The organism is Ilyobacter polytropus DSM 2926, from assembly GCF_000165505.1.
Lineage (GTDB): Bacteria > Fusobacteriota > Fusobacteriia > Fusobacteriales > Fusobacteriaceae > Ilyobacter > Ilyobacter polytropus.
In genome coordinates, this window is sequence record NC_014632.1 from 45,711 (window position 1) to 69,411 (window position 23,701).

Annotated in this window: 20 protein-coding genes; 14 read left to right on the forward strand and 6 right to left on the reverse strand. The window is 34.5% G+C overall.

Going from position 1 to position 23,701, the window contains the following annotated elements:
• From ILYOP_RS00265 to truA, 4 genes are all read right to left on the reverse strand, one after another.
• A complete protein-coding gene (locus ILYOP_RS00265; RefSeq protein WP_013386505.1) occupies window positions 1-510 on the reverse strand; it encodes a ferritin in 510 nt (169 codons plus the stop codon).
• A gap of 67 nt (window positions 511-577) precedes the next feature.
• Window positions 578-997: a Fur family transcriptional regulator gene (locus ILYOP_RS00270; RefSeq protein WP_013386506.1), complete on the reverse strand. Its 420-nt coding sequence runs from the start codon at window positions 995-997 to the stop codon at window positions 578-580.
• A gap of 165 nt (window positions 998-1,162) precedes the next feature.
• On the reverse strand, window positions 1,163-1,612 hold the full coding sequence (locus ILYOP_RS00275; RefSeq protein WP_013386507.1) for a GNAT family N-acetyltransferase: 450 nt from the start codon (window positions 1,610-1,612) through the stop codon (window positions 1,163-1,165).
• Between the two features lie 18 nt (window positions 1,613-1,630).
• Window positions 1,631-2,362 carry a tRNA pseudouridine(38-40) synthase TruA gene (gene truA / locus ILYOP_RS00280; RefSeq protein WP_013386508.1) on the reverse strand — a complete coding sequence of 244 codons (732 nt, stop codon included), beginning with the start codon at window positions 2,360-2,362 and terminating at the stop codon, window positions 1,631-1,633.
• Window positions 2,363-3,200: 838 nt separating this feature from the next.
• On the opposite strand from truA, the gene ILYOP_RS00285 reads away from it, so the two are divergent.
• The gene (locus ILYOP_RS00285; RefSeq protein ID WP_013386509.1) at window positions 3,201-3,851 is read left to right on the forward strand and encodes an ABC transporter ATP-binding protein; all 651 of its coding nucleotides are present in this window, start codon (window positions 3,201-3,203) and stop codon (window positions 3,849-3,851) included.
• The gene (locus ILYOP_RS00290) at window positions 3,844-4,632 is read left to right on the forward strand and encodes an ABC transporter permease (protein WP_013386510.1); all 789 of its coding nucleotides are present in this window, start codon (window positions 3,844-3,846) and stop codon (window positions 4,630-4,632) included. The genes ILYOP_RS00285 and ILYOP_RS00290 overlap by 8 nt, the downstream gene beginning before the upstream one ends.
• Before the next feature lie 52 nt (window positions 4,633-4,684).
• On the opposite strand, the gene ILYOP_RS00295 is transcribed toward ILYOP_RS00290, so the two are convergent.
• Window positions 4,685-5,320, reverse strand: a complete 636-nt coding sequence (locus ILYOP_RS00295; RefSeq protein WP_013386511.1) for a Crp/Fnr family transcriptional regulator — start codon at window positions 5,318-5,320, stop codon at window positions 4,685-4,687.
• Between the two features lie 335 nt (window positions 5,321-5,655).
• Between ILYOP_RS00295 and ILYOP_RS00300 the strand changes: the two genes are divergently transcribed.
• The 6 genes from ILYOP_RS00300 (at window position 5,656) to ILYOP_RS00325 (ending at window position 13,750) form a co-directional block, all read left to right on the forward strand.
• The gene (locus ILYOP_RS00300) at window positions 5,656-6,075 is read left to right on the forward strand and encodes a GlcG/HbpS family heme-binding protein (protein WP_013386512.1); all 420 of its coding nucleotides are present in this window, start codon (window positions 5,656-5,658) and stop codon (window positions 6,073-6,075) included.
• A gap of 230 nt (window positions 6,076-6,305) precedes the next feature.
• Window positions 6,306-7,253, forward strand: coding sequence for a (2S)-3-sulfopropanediol dehydratase activating enzyme (gene hpfH / locus ILYOP_RS00305; RefSeq protein WP_013386513.1), 948 nt, complete (start codon window positions 6,306-6,308; stop codon window positions 7,251-7,253).
• Window positions 7,254-7,294: 41 nt separating this feature from the next.
• Window positions 7,295-9,832 carry a (2S)-3-sulfopropanediol dehydratase gene (gene hpfG, locus ILYOP_RS00310; RefSeq protein WP_013386514.1) on the forward strand — a complete coding sequence of 846 codons (2,538 nt, stop codon included), beginning with the start codon at window positions 7,295-7,297 and terminating at the stop codon, window positions 9,830-9,832.
• A 100-nt stretch (window positions 9,833-9,932) separates the two neighbouring features.
• Window positions 9,933-10,820, forward strand: a complete 888-nt coding sequence (locus ILYOP_RS00315) for a sulfite exporter TauE/SafE family protein (protein WP_013386515.1) — start codon at window positions 9,933-9,935, stop codon at window positions 10,818-10,820.
• Window positions 10,821-10,891: 71 nt separating this feature from the next.
• The gene (locus tag ILYOP_RS00320; RefSeq protein ID WP_013386516.1) at window positions 10,892-12,040 is read left to right on the forward strand and encodes an iron-containing alcohol dehydrogenase; all 1,149 of its coding nucleotides are present in this window, start codon (window positions 10,892-10,894) and stop codon (window positions 12,038-12,040) included.
• 291 nt (window positions 12,041-12,331) lie between these two features.
• Window positions 12,332-13,750 (forward strand): hypothetical protein, encoded by a 1,419-nt coding sequence (locus tag ILYOP_RS00325; protein ID WP_013386517.1) that lies wholly within the window; start codon window positions 12,332-12,334, stop codon window positions 13,748-13,750.
• An 80-nt stretch (window positions 13,751-13,830) separates the two neighbouring features.
• On the opposite strand, the gene ILYOP_RS00330 is transcribed toward ILYOP_RS00325, so the two are convergent.
• Window positions 13,831-14,790 (reverse strand): LysR family transcriptional regulator, encoded by a 960-nt coding sequence (locus ILYOP_RS00330; RefSeq protein WP_013386518.1) that lies wholly within the window; start codon window positions 14,788-14,790, stop codon window positions 13,831-13,833.
• A gap of 352 nt (window positions 14,791-15,142) precedes the next feature.
• On the opposite strand from ILYOP_RS00330, the gene ILYOP_RS00335 reads away from it, so the two are divergent.
• From ILYOP_RS00335 to ILYOP_RS00360, 6 genes are all read left to right on the forward strand, one after another.
• Window positions 15,143-15,985, forward strand: coding sequence for an SDR family oxidoreductase (locus tag ILYOP_RS00335; protein ID WP_013386519.1), 843 nt, complete (start codon window positions 15,143-15,145; stop codon window positions 15,983-15,985).
• A gap of 365 nt (window positions 15,986-16,350) precedes the next feature.
• On the forward strand, window positions 16,351-17,298 hold the full coding sequence (gene hpfH, locus ILYOP_RS00340) for a (2S)-3-sulfopropanediol dehydratase activating enzyme (RefSeq protein WP_148223645.1): 948 nt from the start codon (window positions 16,351-16,353) through the stop codon (window positions 17,296-17,298).
• A 38-nt stretch (window positions 17,299-17,336) separates the two neighbouring features.
• A complete protein-coding gene (gene hpfG / locus ILYOP_RS00345; RefSeq protein ID WP_013386521.1) occupies window positions 17,337-19,895 on the forward strand; it encodes a (2S)-3-sulfopropanediol dehydratase in 2,559 nt (852 codons plus the stop codon).
• 123 nt (window positions 19,896-20,018) lie between these two features.
• Entirely contained in the window at window positions 20,019-20,882 is an 864-nt protein-coding gene (locus ILYOP_RS00350) for a sulfite exporter TauE/SafE family protein (protein ID WP_280985335.1), read from the forward strand.
• Window positions 20,883-20,927: 45 nt separating this feature from the next.
• Window positions 20,928-22,076, forward strand: coding sequence for an iron-containing alcohol dehydrogenase (locus ILYOP_RS00355; RefSeq protein ID WP_013386523.1), 1,149 nt, complete (start codon window positions 20,928-20,930; stop codon window positions 22,074-22,076).
• A gap of 143 nt (window positions 22,077-22,219) precedes the next feature.
• Window positions 22,220-23,632, forward strand: a complete 1,413-nt coding sequence (locus ILYOP_RS00360; RefSeq protein WP_013386524.1) for an SLC13 family permease — start codon at window positions 22,220-22,222, stop codon at window positions 23,630-23,632.
• Window positions 23,633-23,701 lie beyond the last annotated feature (69 nt).

Consider the following 23,701-nt stretch of genomic DNA (forward strand, 5'->3'; position numbering starts at 1 on the left):
TTATGCTTCTTGAGTAGCATCTACAAATGTTCTCGCCATAAGTTCCCTGTCGATCATAAAAAGACCGGCACCTTTACCATCTATCATTTTTAATTGTTCTAGCAACCCTTGGACAGTTGATTCTTCTTCAACCTGCTCTTCAATAAACCACTGAAGCATGTTTACTGTAGCGTGATCTCTTTCTTCATAGCTTATATCTACAATGCTATTTATTGAATCAGTTATAAATTTTTCATGGTCACAAGTTTCTTCAAAGACCTCAATAACGTCATTCCACTCTAATTTGACTTCATCGATAGGTTTAAGCTTAGCTCTTCCACCTCTTTCCATGATATAGTCGAATATTTTCATTCCGTGACTTACCTCTTCTTGATATTGAACTCTCATAAAGTTTGCAAAACCGTTTAGATTTTTTTCTGAAAAATAAGAACTCATTGAAAGGTAAAGGTAGGCAGAATAAAATTCTTTGTTGACCTGTTCGTTAAGTGCATCTTCTACTCTTTTGTTCATTAATATTTACCTCCGTAGTTTTATTTGTTTTTTATACAATCTATAGAAATTATAAATTAAATAATCTTTAAGAACTTTTAAGGCAATTTTCGCATATTCCTTTGAAATAAAGATGGTGCTCATTTATCTGAAACTGATCTAGGCTGCTGATATCTATTTTTTTAGTGTCTATGTCGACGTCATAGACCTTATTGCATTTTTCACATTTGAAATGCCCGTGGATATCCACATCTGCATCATATCTTGTTTCATTTTCCTCGATAACTATAACTACTGCTATATTTTTTTCTACAAAAAGGTTCAGTGTATTGTAGACAGTTGTTTTAGAGAGAGTAGGTATTTCCTGGGATAAGGACCTATAGATAGTATCCACAGTGGGATGGTTTCTATGGGTAATCAGATAGTCGAATATCTTCATTCTTTGATATGAGGGTTTTATCTCATGGCTTTTGAGATATGCCCCTATATCTTCAATATGTAATTTCATAAAAAACCTCCCTCTTTAAATAAACTAAACCAATCTAGGTATACAAATTTGTAACGATTTCACTATTGATAATATACTAGTTGAAGAAAGATGTCAAGTAAATATGATCTTCAATAAAACAAACTAGTAAATTATACTATGCTTACATATAATTTCCTTTGTGTATCAGATAATTTTTTTGACCATATATAATCGGTCGACTCCCTCTCCGTATTCACTATTTTGGATATTTTCAATTATATACCCCATCTTTTTATAAAGTCCAACAGCACTTTTGTTTTCAGGAGCTACAGTCAGGCTTATTTTTTCCATGCCTTTTTCTTTGAAATACTGGGTACTTCTTTCCATAAGTTTTTTTGCACAGCCTCTTCCACGGAATTCTTCTCTTGTGGAGACTCCGAAAAGATATATTTCTTTTGAATCAAATTTATGGATAAACTCTATTGCACTAACTACAACATCATTTTCTAATAGAGCAAAAACCTTACCGTATCTCACAAAAGGCTTCAGAGTCCATATATCGATTGCACCATTGTCACCAAAGGCGTTGTTTTCAAGATCCAATATCCCTTTTATTATTTCTCTATCCTCTCCGTTAACCTCTATAAATTCCATTCTTCATCCCCTCTCTTTTTAATATTCAATATCGCAAAGATAAAGTCCAGAACCATCAGCTACGATTTTTTCGTCCTTGCTGTCTGGATTTTTTAGTTTATTTATCAGATAGTTTTTAGGTCTTTTTTCAAAATATACGGCAAGGGCTGTTCCCATTATTATTCTTATCTGGGATTTTAGAAAAGCATTTCCCTTTATATATACAGCCAGTTTATTTTCACCCTTAGGGTAACATCTTATCTCAGAAATATCCCTTACAGGGTTCTTTCCAGAGCAGTCAGTCAACCGAAATCCTTCAAAATTATGTCTGCCAACAATGGGCTCAAGAATTTTATATAGTTTTTCCGGGTCTACTTTTCCCTTGATACCTGACACATATTTTGTCTCAAATGCAGTCCGATCCCATCCCATTATATATTCATACGCCCTTGACTTGGCAGAAAAACGAGCATGAAACTCTTCAGAAACATTCTTCATACTGTGTATTTTTATGTCTTCTGGAATTAAATTTTTTACTGCAAATTCAAGTCTGTCTAGTGGAATCTTTGAAGAGGTAAAGAAATTTGATACCTGCATATAGGCATGAACTCCTCGGTCTGTTCTTCCAGAAGAGGCAAGATTTATTTCCTCTTTTAAAACGACTTTTAAGGCAGACTCTATCTCTCCCTGGACAGTTCTTGCAGATGGTTGTCTCTGAAATCCGAAAAAACCGCTTCCGTCATATTCATATTCTATTTTTATATTTTTCATTATTTTCCTCCGGAATTTCAAGAAATATTCAAAGTTCTGTTAAGAGTTTTTCTATATATTTGAAAATATAAGCCAACACTTCAATGATTTAGAGCCGGTTTTTATATAGCTTAAGTTACTAGTTAAAAGAAATTCAGATTAATTATTGAATTTACAAGAATATTAAAGTCAAAAGATTTTGTCACGAATGAAAACCGATAAAAGGCAAAAAAAATTAACACGAATAAGGACAAAGGATTTTGGCCACAGAGCATCATAAAAGTATATGTTGCACAGAGAAAAAGAAAGAGTTTCACAGAATTAAAACCGAAACTATAAACAACTCTCTTTTGCGAAAGGGTTTTTTTATCCTTTTTCCCTTGCCATTGACAAAATAAGCGTTAAGAATAACCGCAGTGAAATCCTTAGAAAAACTCGACTGTCTGAGCGCAGCGAGTGACCAGAAAATAACGAGTTATACGAGTATATTTTATGGTTCTCAGAAACTTGCTTTCTGAGTTTCCTTATTGCTATTGGATTTTCAAGGTTATTTAGCTGATTTTTCACAGGCTTGAACTTTTGGTTACTTTTCTTTCAAGAGAAAAGTAACGAATCCCGATAAATTCAATACTTTAACCTGAAATAAAACCAGCGACTTAAGTTATATATTTAGATTTTTCAAAAAAAATTATTAGTGTCAATATGAATTCATTATAACATATTTTCCAAATCATTTAATTTCCCTTTAAATATAAAGTGAAATATAAAATAAATTTATTGTAAAAGTTATATTATTATTAAACTCAGACAAAATTTAGGTGTATAATGTAAAAAAGACTATTATAGAAGGAGATATTTTATGTACAGGCTAGAAAATGTGAAATATAAAGATATTATATATATAGAAAGCCTAGAGATTTTGCCTCAAAAGATAACCTGCATTTTAGGTGAAAGCGGTGGAGGGAAGACAACTCTTATAAAGCTATTGAACAAGATGATAAGTCCAACTTCCGGAGATATTTTTTATAAAGAAAAATCTCTCAGAAAAATTGATTCGGTTGAACTGAGGAGGGAAGTTGTGATGCTTTCCCAGTCTCCCGGCATCTTTCCAGGAAGTGTGAGAGACAATCTTTTGATAGGACTTAAGTTTTCGGAAAAAGATCCTGCAGATGACAGTGAACTAGTAGAGATAATGAAAAAAGTCCATCTTTATAAATCCTTAGACGATGTGGCGGAAAATCTATCTGGAGGTGAAAAGCAGAGGGTGGCCTTAGGAAGAGTTATGCTTATGGACCCGAAGATACTTCTTCTAGATGAACCTTCTTCGGCCCTAGATGAAAAAACAGAGAAAAATATAATAAAAGAAGTGACTGATTATGTGAAAACTAAAAATAAGACTCTTATTATGGTTACTCATTCAAAAGAGATAGCGAGAGATCATGCAGATGAGATAATAGAGATGGCCCAAGGCAGAGTCATCGATAAAAAGGTGGGAGATCGTAATGGATAAAATTATAGATTTAGAGATATGGCAGGTTGGATCGGCTTTCGTCTTTATAATAATACTGATGTTTATAGTCAAGGTAAAGGGAATATCCAGAGAAAAAGAGATACTGGTTTCTTCTGTGAGGATGACTCTTCAGCTAATGTTCACAGGTTATCTTCTTACCTATCTTTTCAAGAGCAAAAATCCATTTTATACACTTTTGGTTCTCGTGATAATGGAGACCTTTGCAGTGAAAAATATTTTTAAAAGGGTGAAGACCCCACTGTCTTCAAGGTTGAGGAAAATAATAGCTTTTTCAATGGTCTGCGGGACTACAGCCAGCCTGGCATATTTTATACTGGTGGTTGTAAATCTCTCTCCGTGGTACGAACCAAGGTATGTTATTCCAATAGGAGGAATGATCATCGGAAATTCAATGACGGGAATCTCTCTGGGAGTGACGAAGCTTGTGGATGGATTTTTTTCAAAAAAACATCTTGTGGAAACCTCCCTTATGCTTGGAGCTACTCCGAAATCAGCTTCTAAGGAGATAGTAGACGGAGCCTTTGATTCTGCCATACTTCCTACGATAAACTCCATGGTTGGCATGGGGATAGTCTTTCTCCCTGGAATGATGACTGGGCAGATACTTTCTGGTACCTCGCCACTGACAGCTATTCAATATCAGATAGCTATAATGCTAGGGATAGCAGGAAGTGTCTCTCTTACTGTTATTTTATTTGTTCAGGAAGGTTACAAGACTTTTTTTAATGATGAACAACAGCTGGTTTTAGAAGAGAGTTAAAAGTTCTCAGCTGAATAAATTATAATTTTACTGACGAGTTTTTACTGAGCGATTAATACTTATAGGTGTCAAAATATTTTACTAAAGCCTCTCTATTGATTATTTTTATACTATTTTTATATTTTTCTATAATGCCTTCATCGATGAATTGATTGGTAATTTTATAAAGAGTGGATTTATTGACATATACTGCTTTAGTTAGCTCTGTATAACTGTCAAAGTGAAAAATATTACTCTCTTTGCAAAAGCAACTTAACACATATGCATAGTAGGCAGCGGCACCCCCCTGAGAATCTATATAAAATCCTCTGAGCCCTTGAAAGAGAAGTTTTACACATTTTGGCAAATATTCCTCCGTAAATAAAGGTGTGCTCAAGATATATTCTTTGAATATAGATTTAGGTATTTCAAATCCAGTAACTTCCTTGCTGTACGCGATAACTTCCCAGTCGCTGCCTCCTGTAAAATATGCATTAACACCTATAAACTCATCGTCAGAAAATATATAAGGGAACACCTTTTCTCCGTCCTCATCACATCTAATTTTCATTCCTCTACCTTTTTTTATATAAAAAACTTTTTCGTCTCCGTCTTCATATATAAACTCTCCTTTTTTATATCTTTTAAATTTAATTTTGTCCCTTACAGACTTAGGTAGTAGTGTAATTGGAAATTCTGAACTATGCAAATTAATACCTCCTTATCTTTTAAAAACTGAAAAATTTCTATTTTTATATCAGTATATTATATAACATAAAATAAATATATCACAAAATTAAGGTTGATTTAGTAGAGTTTAAAAATTTTCTAATATTTTAAAATGCTTATTTCTATACCATGTTTTTAAGCAAAACGAATGGAAAGTATGACAAGGAGAAGAAAAAATTAAAAAAAACTAGAAAAAAAAGTAAAATTTTAGTTTAAAGTGTCCTGAAGAGACTCTTTTTTTTTTCATTTAGTGTACAATATCTTTAAATAAACAAGTTAGTGAAGTTAATAACTTGAATAAGAGAGGGAAATGTTATGTATAAAGAAACAAAGAGAATCACCTTAGCAGCAGCAAAACTAATGGGAGAGAAAGCTCTTGAAAAATCTGTGGAGATAGGGAAGCCCTTTGTATTTTCAGTGGTGGATGCAGGCGGACACATACTTTACACCCAGAGAATGGAGGATGCATTTATAACCAGTATTAGCATAGCTATTGATAAAGCATTTACAGCAGCTACAATGAAAAGAGCTACTCATCTGCTAACTGAAAGAGTGAAGCCTGAGTCAGAGTTATTTGGATTAAACCATACAAATAACGGTAGGATAGTTCCATTTGGAGGAGGATTACCTGTAACTGTAGATGGAGAGGTAATAGGTGGAGTTGGAGCCAGTGGTGGAACGGTAGAAGAAGATATCCAAGTAGTCACAGCAGCATTAAATGCACTAGGTTTGTAATTTTTTTACAGTAAATAGATAAAAAAATAACAAGGTATCTATCGATAATCTTGTTGTAAGATTATCGGAAATTAAAAAAACTAGAATTAATAAACTTTAAATCATTTAAATATTTATTGGTTAAAAAGAATTTATTTTTATATTCTGAAAAGGTCCAAAGAAAAATATTTTGATTAATTTTTTAGTTTCGGCACTTATTATGAAAATGAATATTCGGAGGAGGAAATCAGTTGTCTCAGAAAGGAATTATTTTCAATATTCAGCATTTTACAATTCATGACGGACCAGGAATCCGTACAGAGTTGTTTTTGAAAGGCTGCCCATTGAGATGTGACTGGTGTGGTAATCCTGAAAGCTTAAAAGCTCATATAGAACCAGGTGTATATAGCAGTAAGTGTATTTCAAGAGAAAAATGTGGTGCATGTGAAGAAGTGTGCTCAGATAAGAGTATGCTAAATTTTAAAGACGGAAAATTAGTTTCTATAGATGGTGGGAAATCAACAGATTGGATTGCCTGTTATAATGAGTGTCCTTCAGATGCAATCAAACAATGGGGAAAATCCATGTCTGTAGAAGAGTGTATGAAAGAGATACTGAAGGATAAGGGCTACTACGAACGTTCTGGCGGAGGTGTTACTGTTTCAGGGGGAGATCCAATTCTTCAAAGTGACTTTGTCAGGGAACTTTTTAAAGCTTGTAAAGATGAAGATATTCATACTTGTTTTGAATCGACTTTTTATGGAGATTGGAAGGAAGTTGAAAAAGTTTTATCTTATACAGATCTTTTTATCTCAGATCTAAAACATATGGATACAAATATTCATAAAAAGCATACTGGAGTAAATAATGACAAAATTTTAGAAAATCTAAAAAAGTTAACAAATGAAAAAAAGGAACTTATTTTAAGAATTCCAGTTATTCCAAATGTAAATGATGATATGAAAAATATAAAAGCTACTGCTGATTTTATATTAAATGAACTCGGAGGTCGTGTGAGAACTCTGCAGCTTTTAAGCTTTATGCGTCTAGGTGAGGAGAAGTATCAATCATTGGGCATGCCTTATAAGATGAAGGATGTCAATATCGACAGAGAGTCATTTCAAAAGCATGTTAGTAATTTTGCAGATTATTTTAATAGCCGAGGCATTCACTGTCTGGTAGGTACGAAAGAGAAATAATAAAAGAATTTAAACTTTATATTTATAAGGGAGGGATTTTAATGAATATTAACGTTACAAGTGCATCAAACACACAAAATCAAGAAAATATTTTATTCAAAGTTTTGATGGGTACAAATGCATGTGGAACAGAGCCTTTTGACAAGACTTATAGTTTGGGGTATCAGGCTAATCATGAGGATTGGTCTCCATACCCACGTGTAAATTATTTAAGACAAAAATTTTTAGATAGACCATATGACATTGATGTAGAAAGATTAAGATTGGTTACTGAAGCTTATAAGAAACATGAATTGGCACCGCGTAAACTTCAGTGTGCATATGCTTTTGAGAATGTTTTGTTAAATTCTACGTTGTACATCTATGACCAGGATCTAATTTTAGGTGAGATTGCGGCACCGGCCAAGGCATCCCCTATCTATCCAGAGTTTTCTGTGGACTGGATCATTGATGAAATATTAAACTCTCCATTTGAAGAACGTTCAAATGATCAATTTTATATTAGAAATGATGAAGAGAGACAAGAAATTTTGGAACTTTGCAAATATTGGAAAGGTAAATCTGCTAATGAATTGATAACTGCAAGACTTGATGAGGATCAAAAGAAAGGTTCTCATATGGGGGAAAAGGTATTCCAAACAAATAACTATCACTTTGCAGGAATAGGTCACTTTGCTATGGATTATAAAAAGCTAATGACCCTTGGATATAATGGAGTAATTCAAGAAGTAAAAGCCGCTTTTGCTAATTTGAGTAAACAAGACCCAGAGTATGGAGAAAAAAGAGATTACTATAAAGCAACAGTTATTATGCTAGAAGCTTCTAAGAAATATATCACTCGTTATGCAAAATTAGCTGAAGATATGGCAGCAGTGGAAACTGATAAAAAGAGAAAGCAGGAGTTCGACTCTATGGCAACTAACTGCCATGCAATAGCTGGAGATCCGCCAAAAACTTTTTGGCAAGCACTACAGCTTTTCAACTTTGCAACAACTCTTATTCAAATAGAAGGTAATGGTCACTCTATTTCATACGGACGTATGGATCAATGGTTATATCCATTTTATGAAGCAGATATGAAAAATAGTAACATCAGCAAAGAGTTTATTCTTGAGCTAATCGAAGTACAATATGTAAAGATGAACAATCCGACAAAATTAAAAGATAAGGGAACTGTAAAGGTTCGTAACGGACGTGGTTTTGGAGGAGAGAGCCTTACGATCGGTGGAGTAGATACACAGGGTAATGATGCAACTAATGATCTGACAATGTTGATGCTAGAAGGATCTGCACATACACGTATGATGAACCCATGGGTTTGTGTACGTATGCATGAAAATACTCCTTACGAATTAAAAATAAAAACGACTGAATGTATCAGAGCAGGTTATGGACATCCAAAAATCTTCAATGATGGTCCAGCAATTAAGGCCATGTTGAGTAAGGGGGTGACCCTCGAAGAGGCAAGAGATTATTGTGTCGTAGGTTGTGTAGAGCCGTCTCTTCCAGGTAAAGAGTTTGGTTGGCAGGACGCAGGTTATGTGAATACAGCTAAGATGATGGAAATGGTAATCAATGGAGGACGTACATTGATAGAAGGGAAACAACTTGGTCCAGATACTGGTAGTTTAGAGACTTACAAGAGTTTTGACGATGTTCTTGAAAGCATTGATAAGCAGTTTGCTTACTGGTGTGATCAATTATGTAGCTGTCTAAATATTACAGACGCTGTACATAGAATGGTTAAACCGACTCCATATGTTTCAGCTTTCTTTGAAGGCTGTATTGAGTCAGGTAAGGATATGACAGAGGGAGGAGCTAAATATAACGGTACTGCACCACAGGCGGCAGGTATTGCAACTTGTGCAGATTCTTTATCCACTATTAAGAAGCTGATGTTTGATGATAAGACTCAGACAGGATCAGAATTACTCCAAGCGGTTAAGGATAACTGGGAGGGACATGAGAAACTTTACGCTCTCGTAAACAGTTCTAAAATACCTCACTACGGAAATGATGATGACTATGCAGATGAATTATTTAAGTTTATGTTTGAGTGTTATTGCAGACATATAAAGGGAAGAAAAACTCCTAGAGGTGGAGAATTTAGTCCCGGAGTATATACTGTAAATGCTAACGTAGGTATGGGATTATACACTAACGCATCCCTTGACGGTCGTAAAAATAATGAGCCTATCTCTGACAATATGGGACCAGTTCACACTGCTGGTGGCTCACATGATATTTCTGGGCCAACTGCTGTTGTAAACTCTGTAGCGAAGGTTGACCATAGTCTTGCAAGTAACGGTACACTTCTAAATTTAAGATTTCCAGAGGAAGCTGTGGCAGGTATAGAGGGTAGAGACATTCTAGTAAGTTTTATAGAAGAATATATCTATAAGCAAGGAATGCATGTTCAATTTAATGTTATGAGTTCAGAAACAATGAGGGCAGCTCAAAAGAATCCAGAAAAATATAAGGATATGCTCGTACGTGTGGCAGGATATAGTGCTTACTTTGTAGAGCTTGGTAAACCGCTACAAGAAGACTTAATTCAACGTACAGAGCTACATTTCTAGTTAAGTTTATTCGGTAATTTTAATTAAGTAATAACCTAGATGGATATAGTCATATCCATCTGGGTTAACTATAAAAAATGTATTTAAAGGAGATGAAATTATGGTTTTTGAATTTGGTTTTTTACTTGTTGGTTTAATGCAAATTTTTGCATTCTTTGTTCAGGGTACAACAGGGTTTGGCGCCACTGTTATCTCTGCTCCAGTTACAAACGGAATATTAGGTATACCTGTGGGAGTACCATACGGTACGATTATCTGTATTCCATTCCTATATTACCTTGCAATCAAGGGAAGAAAAGATATCTCTTGGAAAGACTTAGCTAGCATTGTAATCGGTTGTGCACCAGGACTTGTTATTGGACAGAAATTATTTTATAAACTTAGTCCACAGACTGCAAAGATCTCTATCGGTTCTATGATTATCTTAATAGCAGTTATGAATATTTATAAGTATATTATTAAGCCTTTGATGTTAAATGGAGCAGAGGAAGCACCAGTTGAAGATACACTGGGTAGAAAAATCTTCCGTTATAGTTGTCTTATATTGGGTGGGATCGTTCACGGTGCATTTAACATCGGTGGTCCGCTAATCACTGTATATACTCTAGAGGCTGTAAAAGACAAGAAGAAGTTTAGAAATACTATGACAAGCTTATGGTGTATCCTAAATGTTTGGAACGCATTTAACCAATATAGAAACGGATTATTTGTTCCAAGACTAGGAATGTCTTTACTTGTGGGAATGCCATTTGCTACAGCCGGATTCTTCCTTGGAATGAGATTCTTAGAGAAGATCAATAAGGCACAATTCTTAAGAATCGTATACTTAATTCTATTTTTCATCGGAGTTAACATGACTGTCAGAAATGTACCAGGAATTCCTAAAAACTTCCAAGGTGCTATAATAGTAATTCCAGTCATCTTAGTAGCAGCACTTCTTACAATTCTTGAGAAAAGAACAAGAGCAGCAAAGCTAGTAAAAAATTAATTATTATTTAGATAAATTTTTAGAAACTCGTATTAAGAGTGTTTCCAATGTTTTTTTAAAAGGAGTGAATAATGCAAGATTTCAATTTTAAAATACCACAAAATATAAAGTTTGGAATGGGTAGTTTGAAAAAACTTCCAGAAATATTAAAAGAGAATAATTCAGAACATGTTTTTCTGATATCTGACCGTGGTCTGGAAAGTATAGGGGTTGTAAAGAAAGTCCAGGAGATTATTGAAGCTGGAGGAATCAAATGTACAGCTTACCTAGATGTAAAACCTAATCCGACAATAGATATCGTAAATGAAGCTACAGTATCTTATAAAGAGTGCGGTGCAACAAGTATTGTAGCCCTCGGAGGGGGAAGTCCGTTAGATGTATCAAAAACTGTAGGAGTTCTTACTACTCATGGCGGAGATATCAGAGATTACGAAGGAACGGATAAAGTTCCTGGTCCAATTGTACCTATTATTGCAATTCCTACAACTGCAGGTACAGGAAGTGAAGTAACAGCTTCGTCTGTAATTACAGATGAATCTAGAAACTACAAGTTTTCAATAGTTAGTTATGAAACTCTTCCTAAATATGCAGTTTTAGATCCAGAGCTTATTATGACAGCACCGGCATCAATTGCTTCCTCTTGTGGAGTTGATGCTCTGATCCATGCAATAGAAGCATATCTTTCAAAAAATGCATCACCTTTTACAGATGCAATGGCAGAAAAAGCAATGGAATTAATCGGAAAAAATTTAAGAAAATTTGTGGCAAATAGAAAAGATGAGGAAGCAGCATGTGGAATGATGTCAGGAAGTAATTTTGCGGGAATCTCATTTGCATGGGCAAGACTTGGAAATGTACATGCCATGAGCCATCCAGTAAGTGCATTTTGCCACGTTCCACACGGTGTAGCAAACTCTGTTCTTCTTCCGACAGTGATGGAATTTAATGCTCTTGTTGATAACGGTCGTTATGAAAAGATTTATAACTATATCCGTGAAGGTAATGAAGAAGTAAGAGACTTTAAACCAGAGATGCTTGTAGAAGCACTTAAAAAGCTAAACGAAGATCTTGGTATTCCAAAATCACTCTCAGAAGTAGGAGTCAAAGAACATATGATTGAGGATATGGCAAAGGATGCAATGAAAAGTGGTAATGTTCTTGCAAACCCAAGGGAGACAAGTTTGAACGACATGATTGAACTTTATAAAAAGGCAATATAAAAAACAATATAAACAGTTTTTTATAAACAATATCTCAAATGCTTATGGAATTTTCAAAGCATTTGGGAGTCTCTTTATTGTAAATAGTTTAACTTGTACAGAAATTAAAAAAGTAATTTCCAAGGTATTATGATAGTCATACCATAATACTTTAGAAGCTACTTAACTTGTGAAGATATTATCTAAAATTTTGAATTTCAGAAACTTTTTTTAATTAAAACTTACACAAGTAGAGCCAATATTGTTAAACTTTTATGATATAATACTATAATATTTAAGGAGGAGAGGATTATGAGAATAAAAAGAGAGTATGGAAAAGAAGAGCCTTACATCCCAGCCGGCCCATTTAAAATTAGACTCCCCTTTGTACATTTAGGGTTTGAAAAACTTGATTTTTATCAGGGCTTGTTATTGTGTGCTGTATGCCTAGGCGCTATTCCTATGCTTCAAGAATATTTAGGAATGCCTTTTGATGTTGCAATGACCGTTGTTGTTTTAAATGGATTTCTATATTTCCTTCATATATTTTTAGGTGACCCGATTATCCCAGGGTGGATAACACCAGCGATTCCTATAGTCATGCTTTATGTTAGTCAATACCCAGCTGGAAGTGAAAGGGTTTATGCATTAATAGCATTTCAGTTTTCTCTGGGACTACTAGCTGTTTTTCTAGGGATTACAGGGCTTGGAAAAAAAGTTACATCCATTGTTCCGAACGCTATGAAGTCGGGTGTTATTATAGGTGCAGGAATTGCTGCCGTTAATTCTGTTATGCAAAAGGGTGGACGATTTGAAAAATATCCCATTTCTATTATAATTTGTATGGGGATAGGTTTTTATTTTTTATTTTCAAGCCATTTTAAAAGCAAAAAGAATCTCAATAAATTCACTAGGCTTCTCGCCGACATGGGATCTCTTCCAATAATTATACTCGCTATAATTTTAGGACCATTAGTAGGCGAAGTGACAATATCACATATTGAATGGGGAATTACTACTCTTGCAGTTAAAGAATTAATTACTGAATGGACTATTTTTGGACTGGGTTTACCTCCTCTAAAGATGTTTATCAACGGACTCCCCGTTGTAATATCATGTTATATTATACTTTTTGGAGATATGATTCAGGCTCAATCTCTACTGGAAGATGCTAGTAAAGAAAGACCTGATGAAATAATAGACTATAACGCCAATCGTTCCCACCTGATTTTTGGATTAAGAAATATACTGATGTCTATTTTTGGACCTAATATTGCTTTGTGTGGTCCTCTTGCAGCTGCAATGCAGGTAGTTCTTTGTGAAAGATATAAAAATGGTAGAGAGACAATGGACTCTATTCATGGAGGAGCAGTTTCTTATAGATATGGAACTACTCTTGGATATTTTCTTCTTCCTATTGTTACGTTGGTCAAACCAATACTGGGAATTGCCCTTGCGGCCACTATGCTTATTCAAGGGTATGTATCTGTCCGAGTGGGAGTTATGAAATCAAAAACCTCTAATGACTTAGGGATTGCTGGTATCATGGCTGCTGTTATAGCGACTAGGGGAGCTGCCTGGGGACTTGCAGCTGGCATTCTTCTTTGTGGCTTTATCAATATCGGAAAAAATGAAGAATTTGAATCTCCATTACTTGAGGATTCTAATTCTGCTGATTTAGTAGTTGGTGAAGAGATAGAGTTGAAAGAAGTGAAGTTAAAAGAAGCATAAAGTTTTATAAAGTTAGTTTATAAAAAATTTAAAATCATATTCACTAAAAAAAGGCCTCCTGATGGAGGTCTTTTTGCATATTATATATTTTGATTAAGGTTAGAGTAGTCAAATGGTAAGTGTGCATACTGATCACCGTATATATTTTTGATATGGTCAATAAAACCTTTTAATTCAGGAGAAACAAGTTGATCTCGGTGAAAAACACAGGCAAGAATTCGATAGGCTCGCTGCTTACTTTGAATATGATAATAATTTATTTTTTCATGTCCTTTTTCAGCAAACCAATATGGAACAATGGAAAGTCCCAGACCATCTTCTACCAAAGAATGGCTACTATACCAGTTAGTACAATTAAATATGATATTTGGATTATAACCAGCCTCATGAAAAAGAGGATCGATGAATTTTTTATAAGCGTTTGCAGATAATGAGATAAAGGGCATATCTTTTAGATCGGATAAATTTGCATAATCAGTTGGACGATCTTTGTTGATTATTGTATTCGCTACATGATTTTTAGGGACAGCGAGATAGAATTCTTCCCGACGGATAGTTGTATAAACCAAGTCAGGATGAAAATATAAAGCAGGTATGATTAAAACATTTAATTTCTTTTGTAGGAGTAATTGAATTAAAGTTTCTACTAAATTTTCAGTAACTTTAACATTTATTGACTCTAGATTGGATATACTCGACATAATACTATTAAGATATTGTACAGTATAACCCGTTGGCCAGCCTAATTGAATATTTACAACTTTTGAATCAACGGTATTGTTCATTTTTTTTAGCATAGAGTCATACTGTTCTAGAAGTAACTGACCTTCTTTTAATAATATTTTAGCGGCTTTCGTTGGAACACATTTTCCATTTTCTCTATTGTATAAAGGAAAAGAAAGCACAGACTCTATTCGTTTAATGTACTGAGTTAATGCAGGCTGACTAATATATAAAACTTCAGCAGCCTTTGAAAAACTTCCTTCTTGTTCAATAGCAAGCATAATTTTTATTGTTTTTAGTTCAACATCTATCGCCATTATAAATCACCTTCTCTAAACTATATAATATTTTGTTATATGTACATATTGTATATTGATATTATTCAAAAATCAATGACTATGTTAAAATTATATCAATCAAATTCAAAGCGATCGCTTTTAAATCAAAAGTTCTTATGGGTTGAAATTTTGTTTATATATAAGACGTTTATTGTTCTTTGTGGATGGGTAACAATTGCGATCCTTTACGAAATTTGAAATGTTTAATTAATGGGTTTTGTGAAATTAATTTTTATTAGAATTTACTTATTGATTATAGATACAAATTATAGAAAGTACATTAGTTATCTATAAAAATATAAATATCAATATAAAATCAGGAGGAGATGCTATGAATAACTATGATTTTAATTTAAAAGATAAGGTAGCCGTCATTACAGGCGGAGGAGGAGTTCTTACAGGTGTTTTTGCTGAGGCTCTATGTACACGAGGTGCAAAAGTTGCACTATTTGATATTAACAAAGAGGCCGCTGATATGGCAGCAGAAAAATTAATGTCAGCTGGAGGAATTGCTAAAGGTTATAAAGCAGATGTTCTTTCAAAAGAAAGTTTAACCGCCGCTTATGAAGAAGTAAAAAAAGACTTTGGGACCTGTGATATTCTTTTAAATGGTGCAGGGGTTCATCATCCTTTGGCTACAACTGGACACGAGCAACTTACAAAAGAAAATATGGGTGACGGAAGAACTTTCTTTGATTTAGATATAGAGAAAGTAGAGTGGGTATACGACATCGATTTTATGGGGACCTTCCTTCCAACACAAGTTATTTCTAAAGATATGGTAGGAAAAACCGGATGTTCAGTTATTAATATTTCATCTATGAATGCAATTAGTCCTACGACTACTGTTCCTATTTATTCTGCAGCAAAAGCAGGGGTAAATAATTTCACTGCTTGGCTCTCTTCTTACTTTGCTTTAGTAGGTATTCGTGTAAACGCTCTTGCTCCTGGATTCTTTGTTACAAATCTAAATAAAAATATTATGTACAAAGAAGATGGTAACTTAAGTGGTCGTTCTGAAAGGATTATTGCTGGAACACCGATGTCAAGATTTGGTAATCCAGATGAATGTGCAGGAACATTACTTTATTTATTAGATCCAAAACTTTCAGGATTTGTAACAGGAGCAGTTATACCAATTGATGGTGGTTTTAGTAATTATTGCGGTGTATAAAAAATAGTTTATCACAAAATTAAAACTAAGATCGGTACCCAAAGAGGATATGGACTTGTTGCCATTGATTTTTTGTGACTGGAAAAAGTATTTTGGGTAACTTAAAACTAAAAAAAGTCCAGTGATCAGAATTTTTAAATTATTAGATTAAAGAGACTTCTACAAGAGAAAGAAGGCGGAGTTTCCATGGAGATTTTAGCCTTCTTTCTTTTAAAAAGTAGAATAGAAAATAAGAATTAAACTCTTAAAATAACTTAAATTCCAATATACAAATAGTTCTGAAAAAATCATATCAGAGGGTATGATTATTCGCTAATAGTGAATTTATTATTTTTTAGAAAAAAGTATTTGGAGGAGGTAATCGATTGTTGAACGGAGGAATTATTTTCAATATTCAGCATTTTACAATTCATGACGGACCAGGAATCCGTACAGAGTTGTTTTTGAAGGGATGTCCACTAAGATGTGATTGGTGTGGTAATCCTGAGAGCTTAAAAGCTTATATAGAACCAGGTGTATATAGCAGTAAGTGCATAACGCAAGAAAAATGTGGTGCATGTGAAGAAGTGTGTTCAGATAAAAATATGCTCAATTTTAAAGATGGAAAATTAGTTTCTATAGATGGTGGAAAATCAACAGATTGGATTGCCTGTTATAATGAGTGTCCTTCAGATGCAATCAAACAATGGGGAAAATCCATGTCTGTAGAAGAGTGTATGAAAGAGATACTAAAAGATAAGGGCTACTACGAACGTTCTGGCGGAGGTGTTACTGTTTCAGGGGGAGATCCAATCCTTCAAATTGATTTTGTCAGAGAACTTTTTAAAGCTTGTAAAGGTGAAGATATTCATACTTGTTTTGAATCAACTTTTTATGGAGAGTGGAAGGAAGTTGAGAAAGTTTTATCTTATACAGATCTTTTTATCTCAGATTTAAAACATATGGATACAAATATTCATAAAAAACATACTGGAGTGCATAATGAAAAGATATTAGAAAATCTTAAGAGACTTACAAATGAAGATCGGGAGCTTATTTTAAGAATTCCAGTTATTCCAAATGTAAATGATGATATGGAAAATATAAAAGCGACTGCTGATTTTATATTAAACGATCTCGGTGGTCGTGTGAGAACGCTACAGCTTTTGAGCTTTATGCGTCTAGGTGAGGAGAAATATAAATCATTGGGTATAGCTTATAAAATTAAGGATGTCAATATTGACAGAGAATCATTTCAAAAGCATGTTAATAAACTTGCAGACTATTTTAATAGCCGAGGCATACACTGTCTGGTAGGTACCAAAGAAAAATAATAAAAAATAAACTTTATATTTATAAGGGAGGAATTTTAATGAATGTTAACGCTACGAGTGTATCACAGGTGGAAGAGTCAAATGATATTTTAATCAATTCTTTACAAAATACAAAAGGTGATGGGGTTGCATGTGGAACTGAGCCTTTTGATCATACTTACGGCGTAGGTTACCAGGTTGGCCATGAAGACTGGTCTCCTTTTCCTAGAGTAAACAAGTTAAGACAAACATTTTTAGACAGAACTTATGAAATTGACGTACAAAGATTAAGGTTGGTCACAGAAGCGTATAAAAATAATGAAAATGTCCCAAGAATATTACAATGTGCATATGCATTTGATAATGTATTGCGTAATGTTGAGTTAAATGTGTATGATGAAGAGCTTATTTTAGGAGAGTTAGCAGCTCCGGCAAAAGCTACACCTATCTATCCTGAGTTTTCTGTTGAATGGATCATCGATGAAATTTTGAACTTCCCATTTGAGGAGCGAGCATATGATCAATTCTACATAAGAAATGATAAAGAGAGACAAGAGATCTTAGATCTTTGTGAGTACTGGAGAGGTAAAACAGTTGCTAGTTTAGCAGATGCGAGACTAGATCAGGATCAGAGAAAGGGTTCTCAGTTCGGAGAGGATATCTATAAAACCAACTATTACCACTATGCAGGTGTTGGACACATTTCTATTGATTATGAAAGATTGATGAAGCTTGGATATGATGGTATTATTGAAAGTGCTGAAAAAGCAAAGGCTAACTTGAATAAAAGAGATTTTGAATATGCAGATAAAAGAGATTTCTATCAGGCAACATTAATTATGCTAAAGGCTGCAAAGGCTCATATTGCTCGTTATGTACCTCTTGTAAGAGAACATGCAGAAAAAGAAGCAGATCCAAAGAGAAAAGAAGAGTTACTAGCTATGGCAGCTAACTGTGAACAAATATCCGGTGGAGCACCTAAAACTTTCTGGCAAGCTATGCAGTTATTCAGCTTTACCACAGCATTAATCCAGGTAGAAAGTAATGGACACTCAATTTCCTACGGTCGTATGGATCAGTGGTTAAACCCGTTCTATGAAGCAGATATGGAAAATGGGACTCTTACTAAAGAATTTGCACTTGAATTAATTGAAGTACAGTATGTTAAATTAAACAACCCTGTAAAACTAAAAGAAAAAGGAACAGTGATAGTTCGTAACGGAAGATGTGCAGGTGGAGAAAGTTTAACTATCGGTGGAATGGATAAAGATGGAAATGATGCAACAAATGACATAACAATGATGATGTTAGAAGCATCTGCTCACACACGTATGATGAATCCATGGTTGTGTGTACGTATGCATGAAAATACTCCATATGAATTAAAGATAAAAACAGTTGAGGTAATAAGAGCAGGTTTTGGACATCCAAAAATCTTTAATGATGAACCAGCAATAAAAGCTCTACTCAGAAAAGGAACATCACTTGAAGAAGCAAGAGATTATGCAGTTGTTGGTTGTGTTGAGCCAAATATTCCAGGAAAAGAATATGGATGGCATGATGCTGCATACGTAAATACACCTAAGATGATGGAGATGGTTGTTAATGGTGGAAGAATATTAGATGGAGCAGATAAGGATAAGCAGCTTGGCCCAGACACAGGAAGCCTAGATACTTATGAAAGTTTTGATGAGGTTCTTGAAAGTGTCGATGCTCAGTTTGCTTACTGGTTAGATCAAATGTGCAGTAGCTTAAATATCATAGACGATGCTCATAAAACACGTAAACCAGTTCCATTCCTTTCAGCATTTTATGAAGACTGTATAGAATCGGGTAAGGATATATCTGCAGGCGGAGCAAAATATAACGGTATCGGACCACAGGCAGCTGGTATTGCTACTTGTGCTGATTCTCTGACTGCTATCAAGCAGCTTGTATTTGATGAGAAACGTTGTACTGGATCTGAATTATTACAAGCTATTAAAGATAACTGGGAAGGGCATGAAAAACTTTATGCTCTTGTAAATAGCAAAAAGGTACATCATTATGGTAATGACGATGACTATGCAGATGAGTTATTCAAATTTATGTTTGAGTGCTATTGTAGGAATGTTGCAGGAAGAGAAATTTCAAGAGGTGGACAATTCAACCCAGGAGTATACACAGTAAATGCCAATGTAGGAATGGGTATGAATACCAATGCATCAGTAGATGGACGTAAAAAAGGAGAGCCGATTTCTGATAACATGGGACCAGTTCACACTGCGGGGGGGGCTCATGATTTCGCAGGTCCAACAGCTATAGCAAACTCTGTAAGTAAAGTGGATCACAGCCTTGCGACAAACGGAACACTTCTAAACCTTAAATTTCCTCAGGAAGCAGTTTCAGGGATAGAAGGTAGAGATAACCTAGTGAGTTACATTGGAGAATATATCGCAAAACAGGGAATGCATGTTCAGTTCAACGTTATGAGTTCAGAAACGTTGAAGGCAGCTCAAAAAAATCCTGAGAAGTACAAGGACATGCTTGTGCGTGTGGCTGGATACAGCGCCTACTTTGTAGAGCTTGGTAAGCCGTTACAGGAGGATTTGATTCAACGTACAGAGCTTAAATTTTAACGACGTTTCCAACTTGATTTCAGAGGACACGAGCCAAGTTGATATGCTAACATGTCCACTACACAACTAGATATATAGGGGGATATTATGATTTTTGAAATTAGTTTTTTAATTGTTGGTTTAATGCAGGTGATAGCCTTCTTTATTTTGGGTACTACAGGGTTTGGTGCTACGGTTATTTCTGCTCCAGTAACAAATGGTTTATTTGGAACAGCCATGGGGGTACCATATGGTACGATTGTTTGTATCCCTTTTCTATACTACCTGGCAATAAAAGACAGGAAGAACATTTCGTGGAAGGATCTAGCTAAAATTGTAGCTCTTTGTGCACCAGGTATTTTTATAGGACAGAAGTTATTTTACAGTATTAGTCCTCAGACTGCAAAAATCTCTATTGGGACAATGATTTGCCTCATTGCAATAATGAATATTCATAAATATATCATAAAACCGTTGGTTCTAAATGAAGTAGAAGACACAGAAGCTCCAGACACAATAACTCCAGACACAATAACTAGAAAGATTTTCCGTTACGGATGCCTTATATTAGGTGGTATTGTTCACGGTGCATTTACCATAGGTGGTCCACTGATCACTGTTTATACATTGGAAGCAGTAAAGGATAAAAAGAAGTTCCGTAATACCATGACAAGTCTATGGTGTGTTCTCAATGTTTGGAACGCTTTTACTCAATATCAGAATGGAGCATTCACTCTTAGATTAGGAAGCGCACTACTTGTTGCTATGCCTCTAGCAGCTATCGGTTATTTCCTTGGGATGAGATTCTTAGAAAAGATTAATCGTGATCAATTTCTGCGTATTGTATATATGCTTCTATTATTCATAGGAGTTAACATGTTTCTACGTAATGTTCCTTCTGATATGTTGAAGGCAGTACTTATAACTACCTCCATAGTTTTTGTTGGATATATATTTATTATTTTAAAAAAGAAAAATACTAATAAAGAGCAAATAAAAAATGCTTAAAGATAAGCAGAAAGTTCCCTATTACTATCTGAAGGAGAAAACCAAATGAAAGATTTTAACTTTAAAATACCACAAAATATAAATTTTGGAATGGGTAGTTTGAAAAAGCTTCCAGAAATATTAAAAGAGAATAATTCAGAGCATGTGTTCCTTATATCTGACCGAGGTCTGGAAAGTATAGGGGTTGTGAAGAAAGTCCAGGATATTATTGAATCTGGAGGAATAAAATGTACAGCTTATCTAGATGTAAAACCTAATCCAACAATAGATATCGTAAATGAAGCGACTGCACTTTATAAAGATTGTGGAGCTACAAGTATTGTTGCTCTCGGCGGAGGAAGTCCACTAGATGTATCAAAAACTGTAGGAGTACTTGCTAAGTATGGTGGGAGGATAACAGACTATGAAGGAATGGATAAAGTTCCTGGACCAATTGTACCTATGATTGCAATTCCTACAACTGCAGGCACAGGAAGCGAAGTAACAGCCTCATCTGTAATTACAGATGAATCTAGAAACTACAAGTTTTCAATAGTTAGTTATGAAACTCTTCCTAAATATGCAGTTTTAGATCCTGAGCTTATTATGACAGCTCCAGCCTCAATAGCTTCTTCTTGTGGAGTTGATGCACTGATTCATGCAATAGAGGCATATCTTTCAAGAAATGCTTCACCTTTTTCAGACGCAATGGCTGAAAAAGCAATGGAATTAATCGGAAAAAATTTAAGAAGATTTGTAGAAAACAGAAAAGATGAAGAAGCTGCATGCGGAATGATGTCAGGTTCTAATTTTGCTGGAATCTCATTTGCATGGGCAAGACTTGGGAATGTACATGCCATGAGCCATCCAGTAAGTGCATTTTGCCACGTTCCACACGGTGTAGCAAACTCTGTTCTTCTTCCGACAGTTATGGAGTTTAACGCTCTTGTTGATAACGGACGTTATGAGAAGATTTATAACTATATCCGTGAAGGTAACGAAGCAATAAAAGACTTTAAACCGGAGATGCTTATAGAAGAACTTAAAAATCTAAATGAAGATCTTGGTATTCCAAAATCACTTTCAGAAGTGGGAGTCAAAGAACATATGATTGAAGATATGGCAAAGGATGCAATGAAGAGTGGTAATGTTCTTGCAAATCCAAGAGAGACAAGTTTGGATGATATGATTGAACTTTATAAGAAGGCAATATAAAATAAATTTGTTATAAAAGACGCCCCAAATGCTTGGGAAATGTTCTAGGCATTTGGGAGGTTTTTTTATAGACTTTGTTAATAGAATCACAAAATTAACCAATGAACTATTAATATTAACTCTTAAATTATGGAGGGGATTATGTGGAAAATTTGATTAAAAAAACAATGCCAAGTAGAAGTGAATTTCTAAGTAAAAGCGCTATGCAGTGGCATTTAACGATTATTATTCCTTTGGTGTTGGGCTTTATTCTTATGAGGAATCATGTGGATATGACAATGGTTATGTTTCTTTCAGTCACTGTCACGGGTATATTAATGTTTTTGTTTGAGCGTGTTCATATGGTTATCACCTCTTTATTACTAATGACTGCCTATGTGCTATTTGGTATTGCGCCAATGGAGACTGTATTTTCTGGTTGGATGGCCGAAAGTATTTGGATTACTTTTGGGTGTCTCGTGTTGGTAATGGTCTTAGGAAATACAACGCTTGTAGAGCGTGTCACATTCCATTTAATTATACTTAGTGGTGGGACATATAAGGGTATTTTGTTTGCACTTATCGGTTTGGGAATTATTACTAACCTCTTGGTTCCAGGTGTCATGGTAGGCGTTATGATTGCGGCACTGGCTTATAGTTTGTGTCAAACTTTAGGTTTAGGTAAGTCTAAAGCATCTGCAGGTATTATGATCGGAGCTTTGGGTGTTGGATTTTATGATGTGGAAACTTTTATTCTTTCACCAGGGAACTATACATTGATAACTAATTCTGCTTCAGATGTTATTGATTTAACGGTAAATTATTGGATTTTCTTTAAAGATAATTTTATATTTTTTCCAATAGTAATAATAGAAGCACTAATATTAAATAAACTGTTTGCACCGAAAGAAATGGGTAATATAAAAGATAAGTTTCAAGATAAGTTACACAGATTAGGCAGTATCAATTATAAAGAAAAAAAATTAATTGGTGTATTAATTTTACTTTTCTTATATTTGGTAACCCAACCATTGCATAACTTCTCAATGTGGTATGGGTTTGTATTTGCACCAACAGTTTTGTTTTTTCCATTTTTTGATTTGGGAAAGTCAGAGGATATACCAAAAATTAATTTTAGCATCATCATATTTATGGTTGCATGCCTAGGCATTGGAAAGACTGCGGTATATATAGGAATAGGTGAAAAACTAGCTCTTTGGGCAGTCAATAATTTGATGGTAGAAAATCCTCCAATGATCGTAGGATCCATTTTTATGTTGGCAGTAGCTGTTAATTTTCTGATGACACCATTTGCCGCCATGAGCTCTTTGGGCGGGACACTAGCGCAAATAGCATCGAGTTTGGATGTTAGTTTTTATCCGATATCTTATGCTTTTTTCTTTGGATGTCAGACAATCTTCTTTCCTTATGAAACAGCCTTATACGCTATCCTTTATGGGTTTGGAAATATTCGTTTAATGGATTTTCTAAAGTTTATGACGATTAGGGCAATTTTGTGGTTGGTATATTTGATGGTTATAGGTACTGGATACTGGAACTTGATAGGTTATTTTTAGAACGACAATTATTTAGAAGGAAATACTATTAAAGTAAAAAACCTAATAATTTAAGTAGTTACGGAATCA

What these genes read in the sequence shown, in the direction of transcription:
- ILYOP_RS00265 (WP_013386505.1), bottom strand. Translation starts at nt 510, where the DNA reads ATGAACAAAAGAGTAGAAGATGCACTTAACGAACAGGTCAACAAAGAA.
- ILYOP_RS00270 (WP_013386506.1), bottom strand. Translation starts at nt 997, where the DNA reads ATGAAATTACATATTGAAGATATAGGGGCATATCTCAAAAGCCATGAG.
- ILYOP_RS00275 (WP_013386507.1), bottom strand. Translation starts at nt 1,612, where the DNA reads ATGGAATTTATAGAGGTTAACGGAGAGGATAGAGAAATAATAAAAGGG.
- truA (WP_013386508.1), bottom strand. Translation starts at nt 2,362, where the DNA reads ATGAAAAATATAAAAATAGAATATGAATATGACGGAAGCGGTTTTTTC.
- ILYOP_RS00285 (WP_013386509.1), top strand. Translation starts at nt 3,201, where the DNA reads ATGTACAGGCTAGAAAATGTGAAATATAAAGATATTATATATATAGAA.
- ILYOP_RS00290 (WP_013386510.1), top strand. Translation starts at nt 3,844, where the DNA reads ATGGATAAAATTATAGATTTAGAGATATGGCAGGTTGGATCGGCTTTC.
- ILYOP_RS00300 (WP_013386512.1), top strand. Translation starts at nt 5,656, where the DNA reads ATGTATAAAGAAACAAAGAGAATCACCTTAGCAGCAGCAAAACTAATG.
- hpfG (WP_013386514.1), top strand. Translation starts at nt 7,295, where the DNA reads ATGAATATTAACGTTACAAGTGCATCAAACACACAAAATCAAGAAAAT.
- ILYOP_RS00315 (WP_013386515.1), top strand. Translation starts at nt 9,933, where the DNA reads ATGGTTTTTGAATTTGGTTTTTTACTTGTTGGTTTAATGCAAATTTTT.
- ILYOP_RS00320 (WP_013386516.1), top strand. Translation starts at nt 10,892, where the DNA reads ATGCAAGATTTCAATTTTAAAATACCACAAAATATAAAGTTTGGAATG.
- ILYOP_RS00325 (WP_013386517.1), top strand. Translation starts at nt 12,332, where the DNA reads ATGAGAATAAAAAGAGAGTATGGAAAAGAAGAGCCTTACATCCCAGCC.
- ILYOP_RS00330 (WP_013386518.1), bottom strand. Translation starts at nt 14,790, where the DNA reads ATGGCGATAGATGTTGAACTAAAAACAATAAAAATTATGCTTGCTATT.
- ILYOP_RS00335 (WP_013386519.1), top strand. Translation starts at nt 15,143, where the DNA reads ATGAATAACTATGATTTTAATTTAAAAGATAAGGTAGCCGTCATTACA.
- hpfG (WP_013386521.1), top strand. Translation starts at nt 17,337, where the DNA reads ATGAATGTTAACGCTACGAGTGTATCACAGGTGGAAGAGTCAAATGAT.
- ILYOP_RS00350 (WP_280985335.1), top strand. Translation starts at nt 20,019, where the DNA reads ATGCAGGTGATAGCCTTCTTTATTTTGGGTACTACAGGGTTTGGTGCT.
- ILYOP_RS00355 (WP_013386523.1), top strand. Translation starts at nt 20,928, where the DNA reads ATGAAAGATTTTAACTTTAAAATACCACAAAATATAAATTTTGGAATG.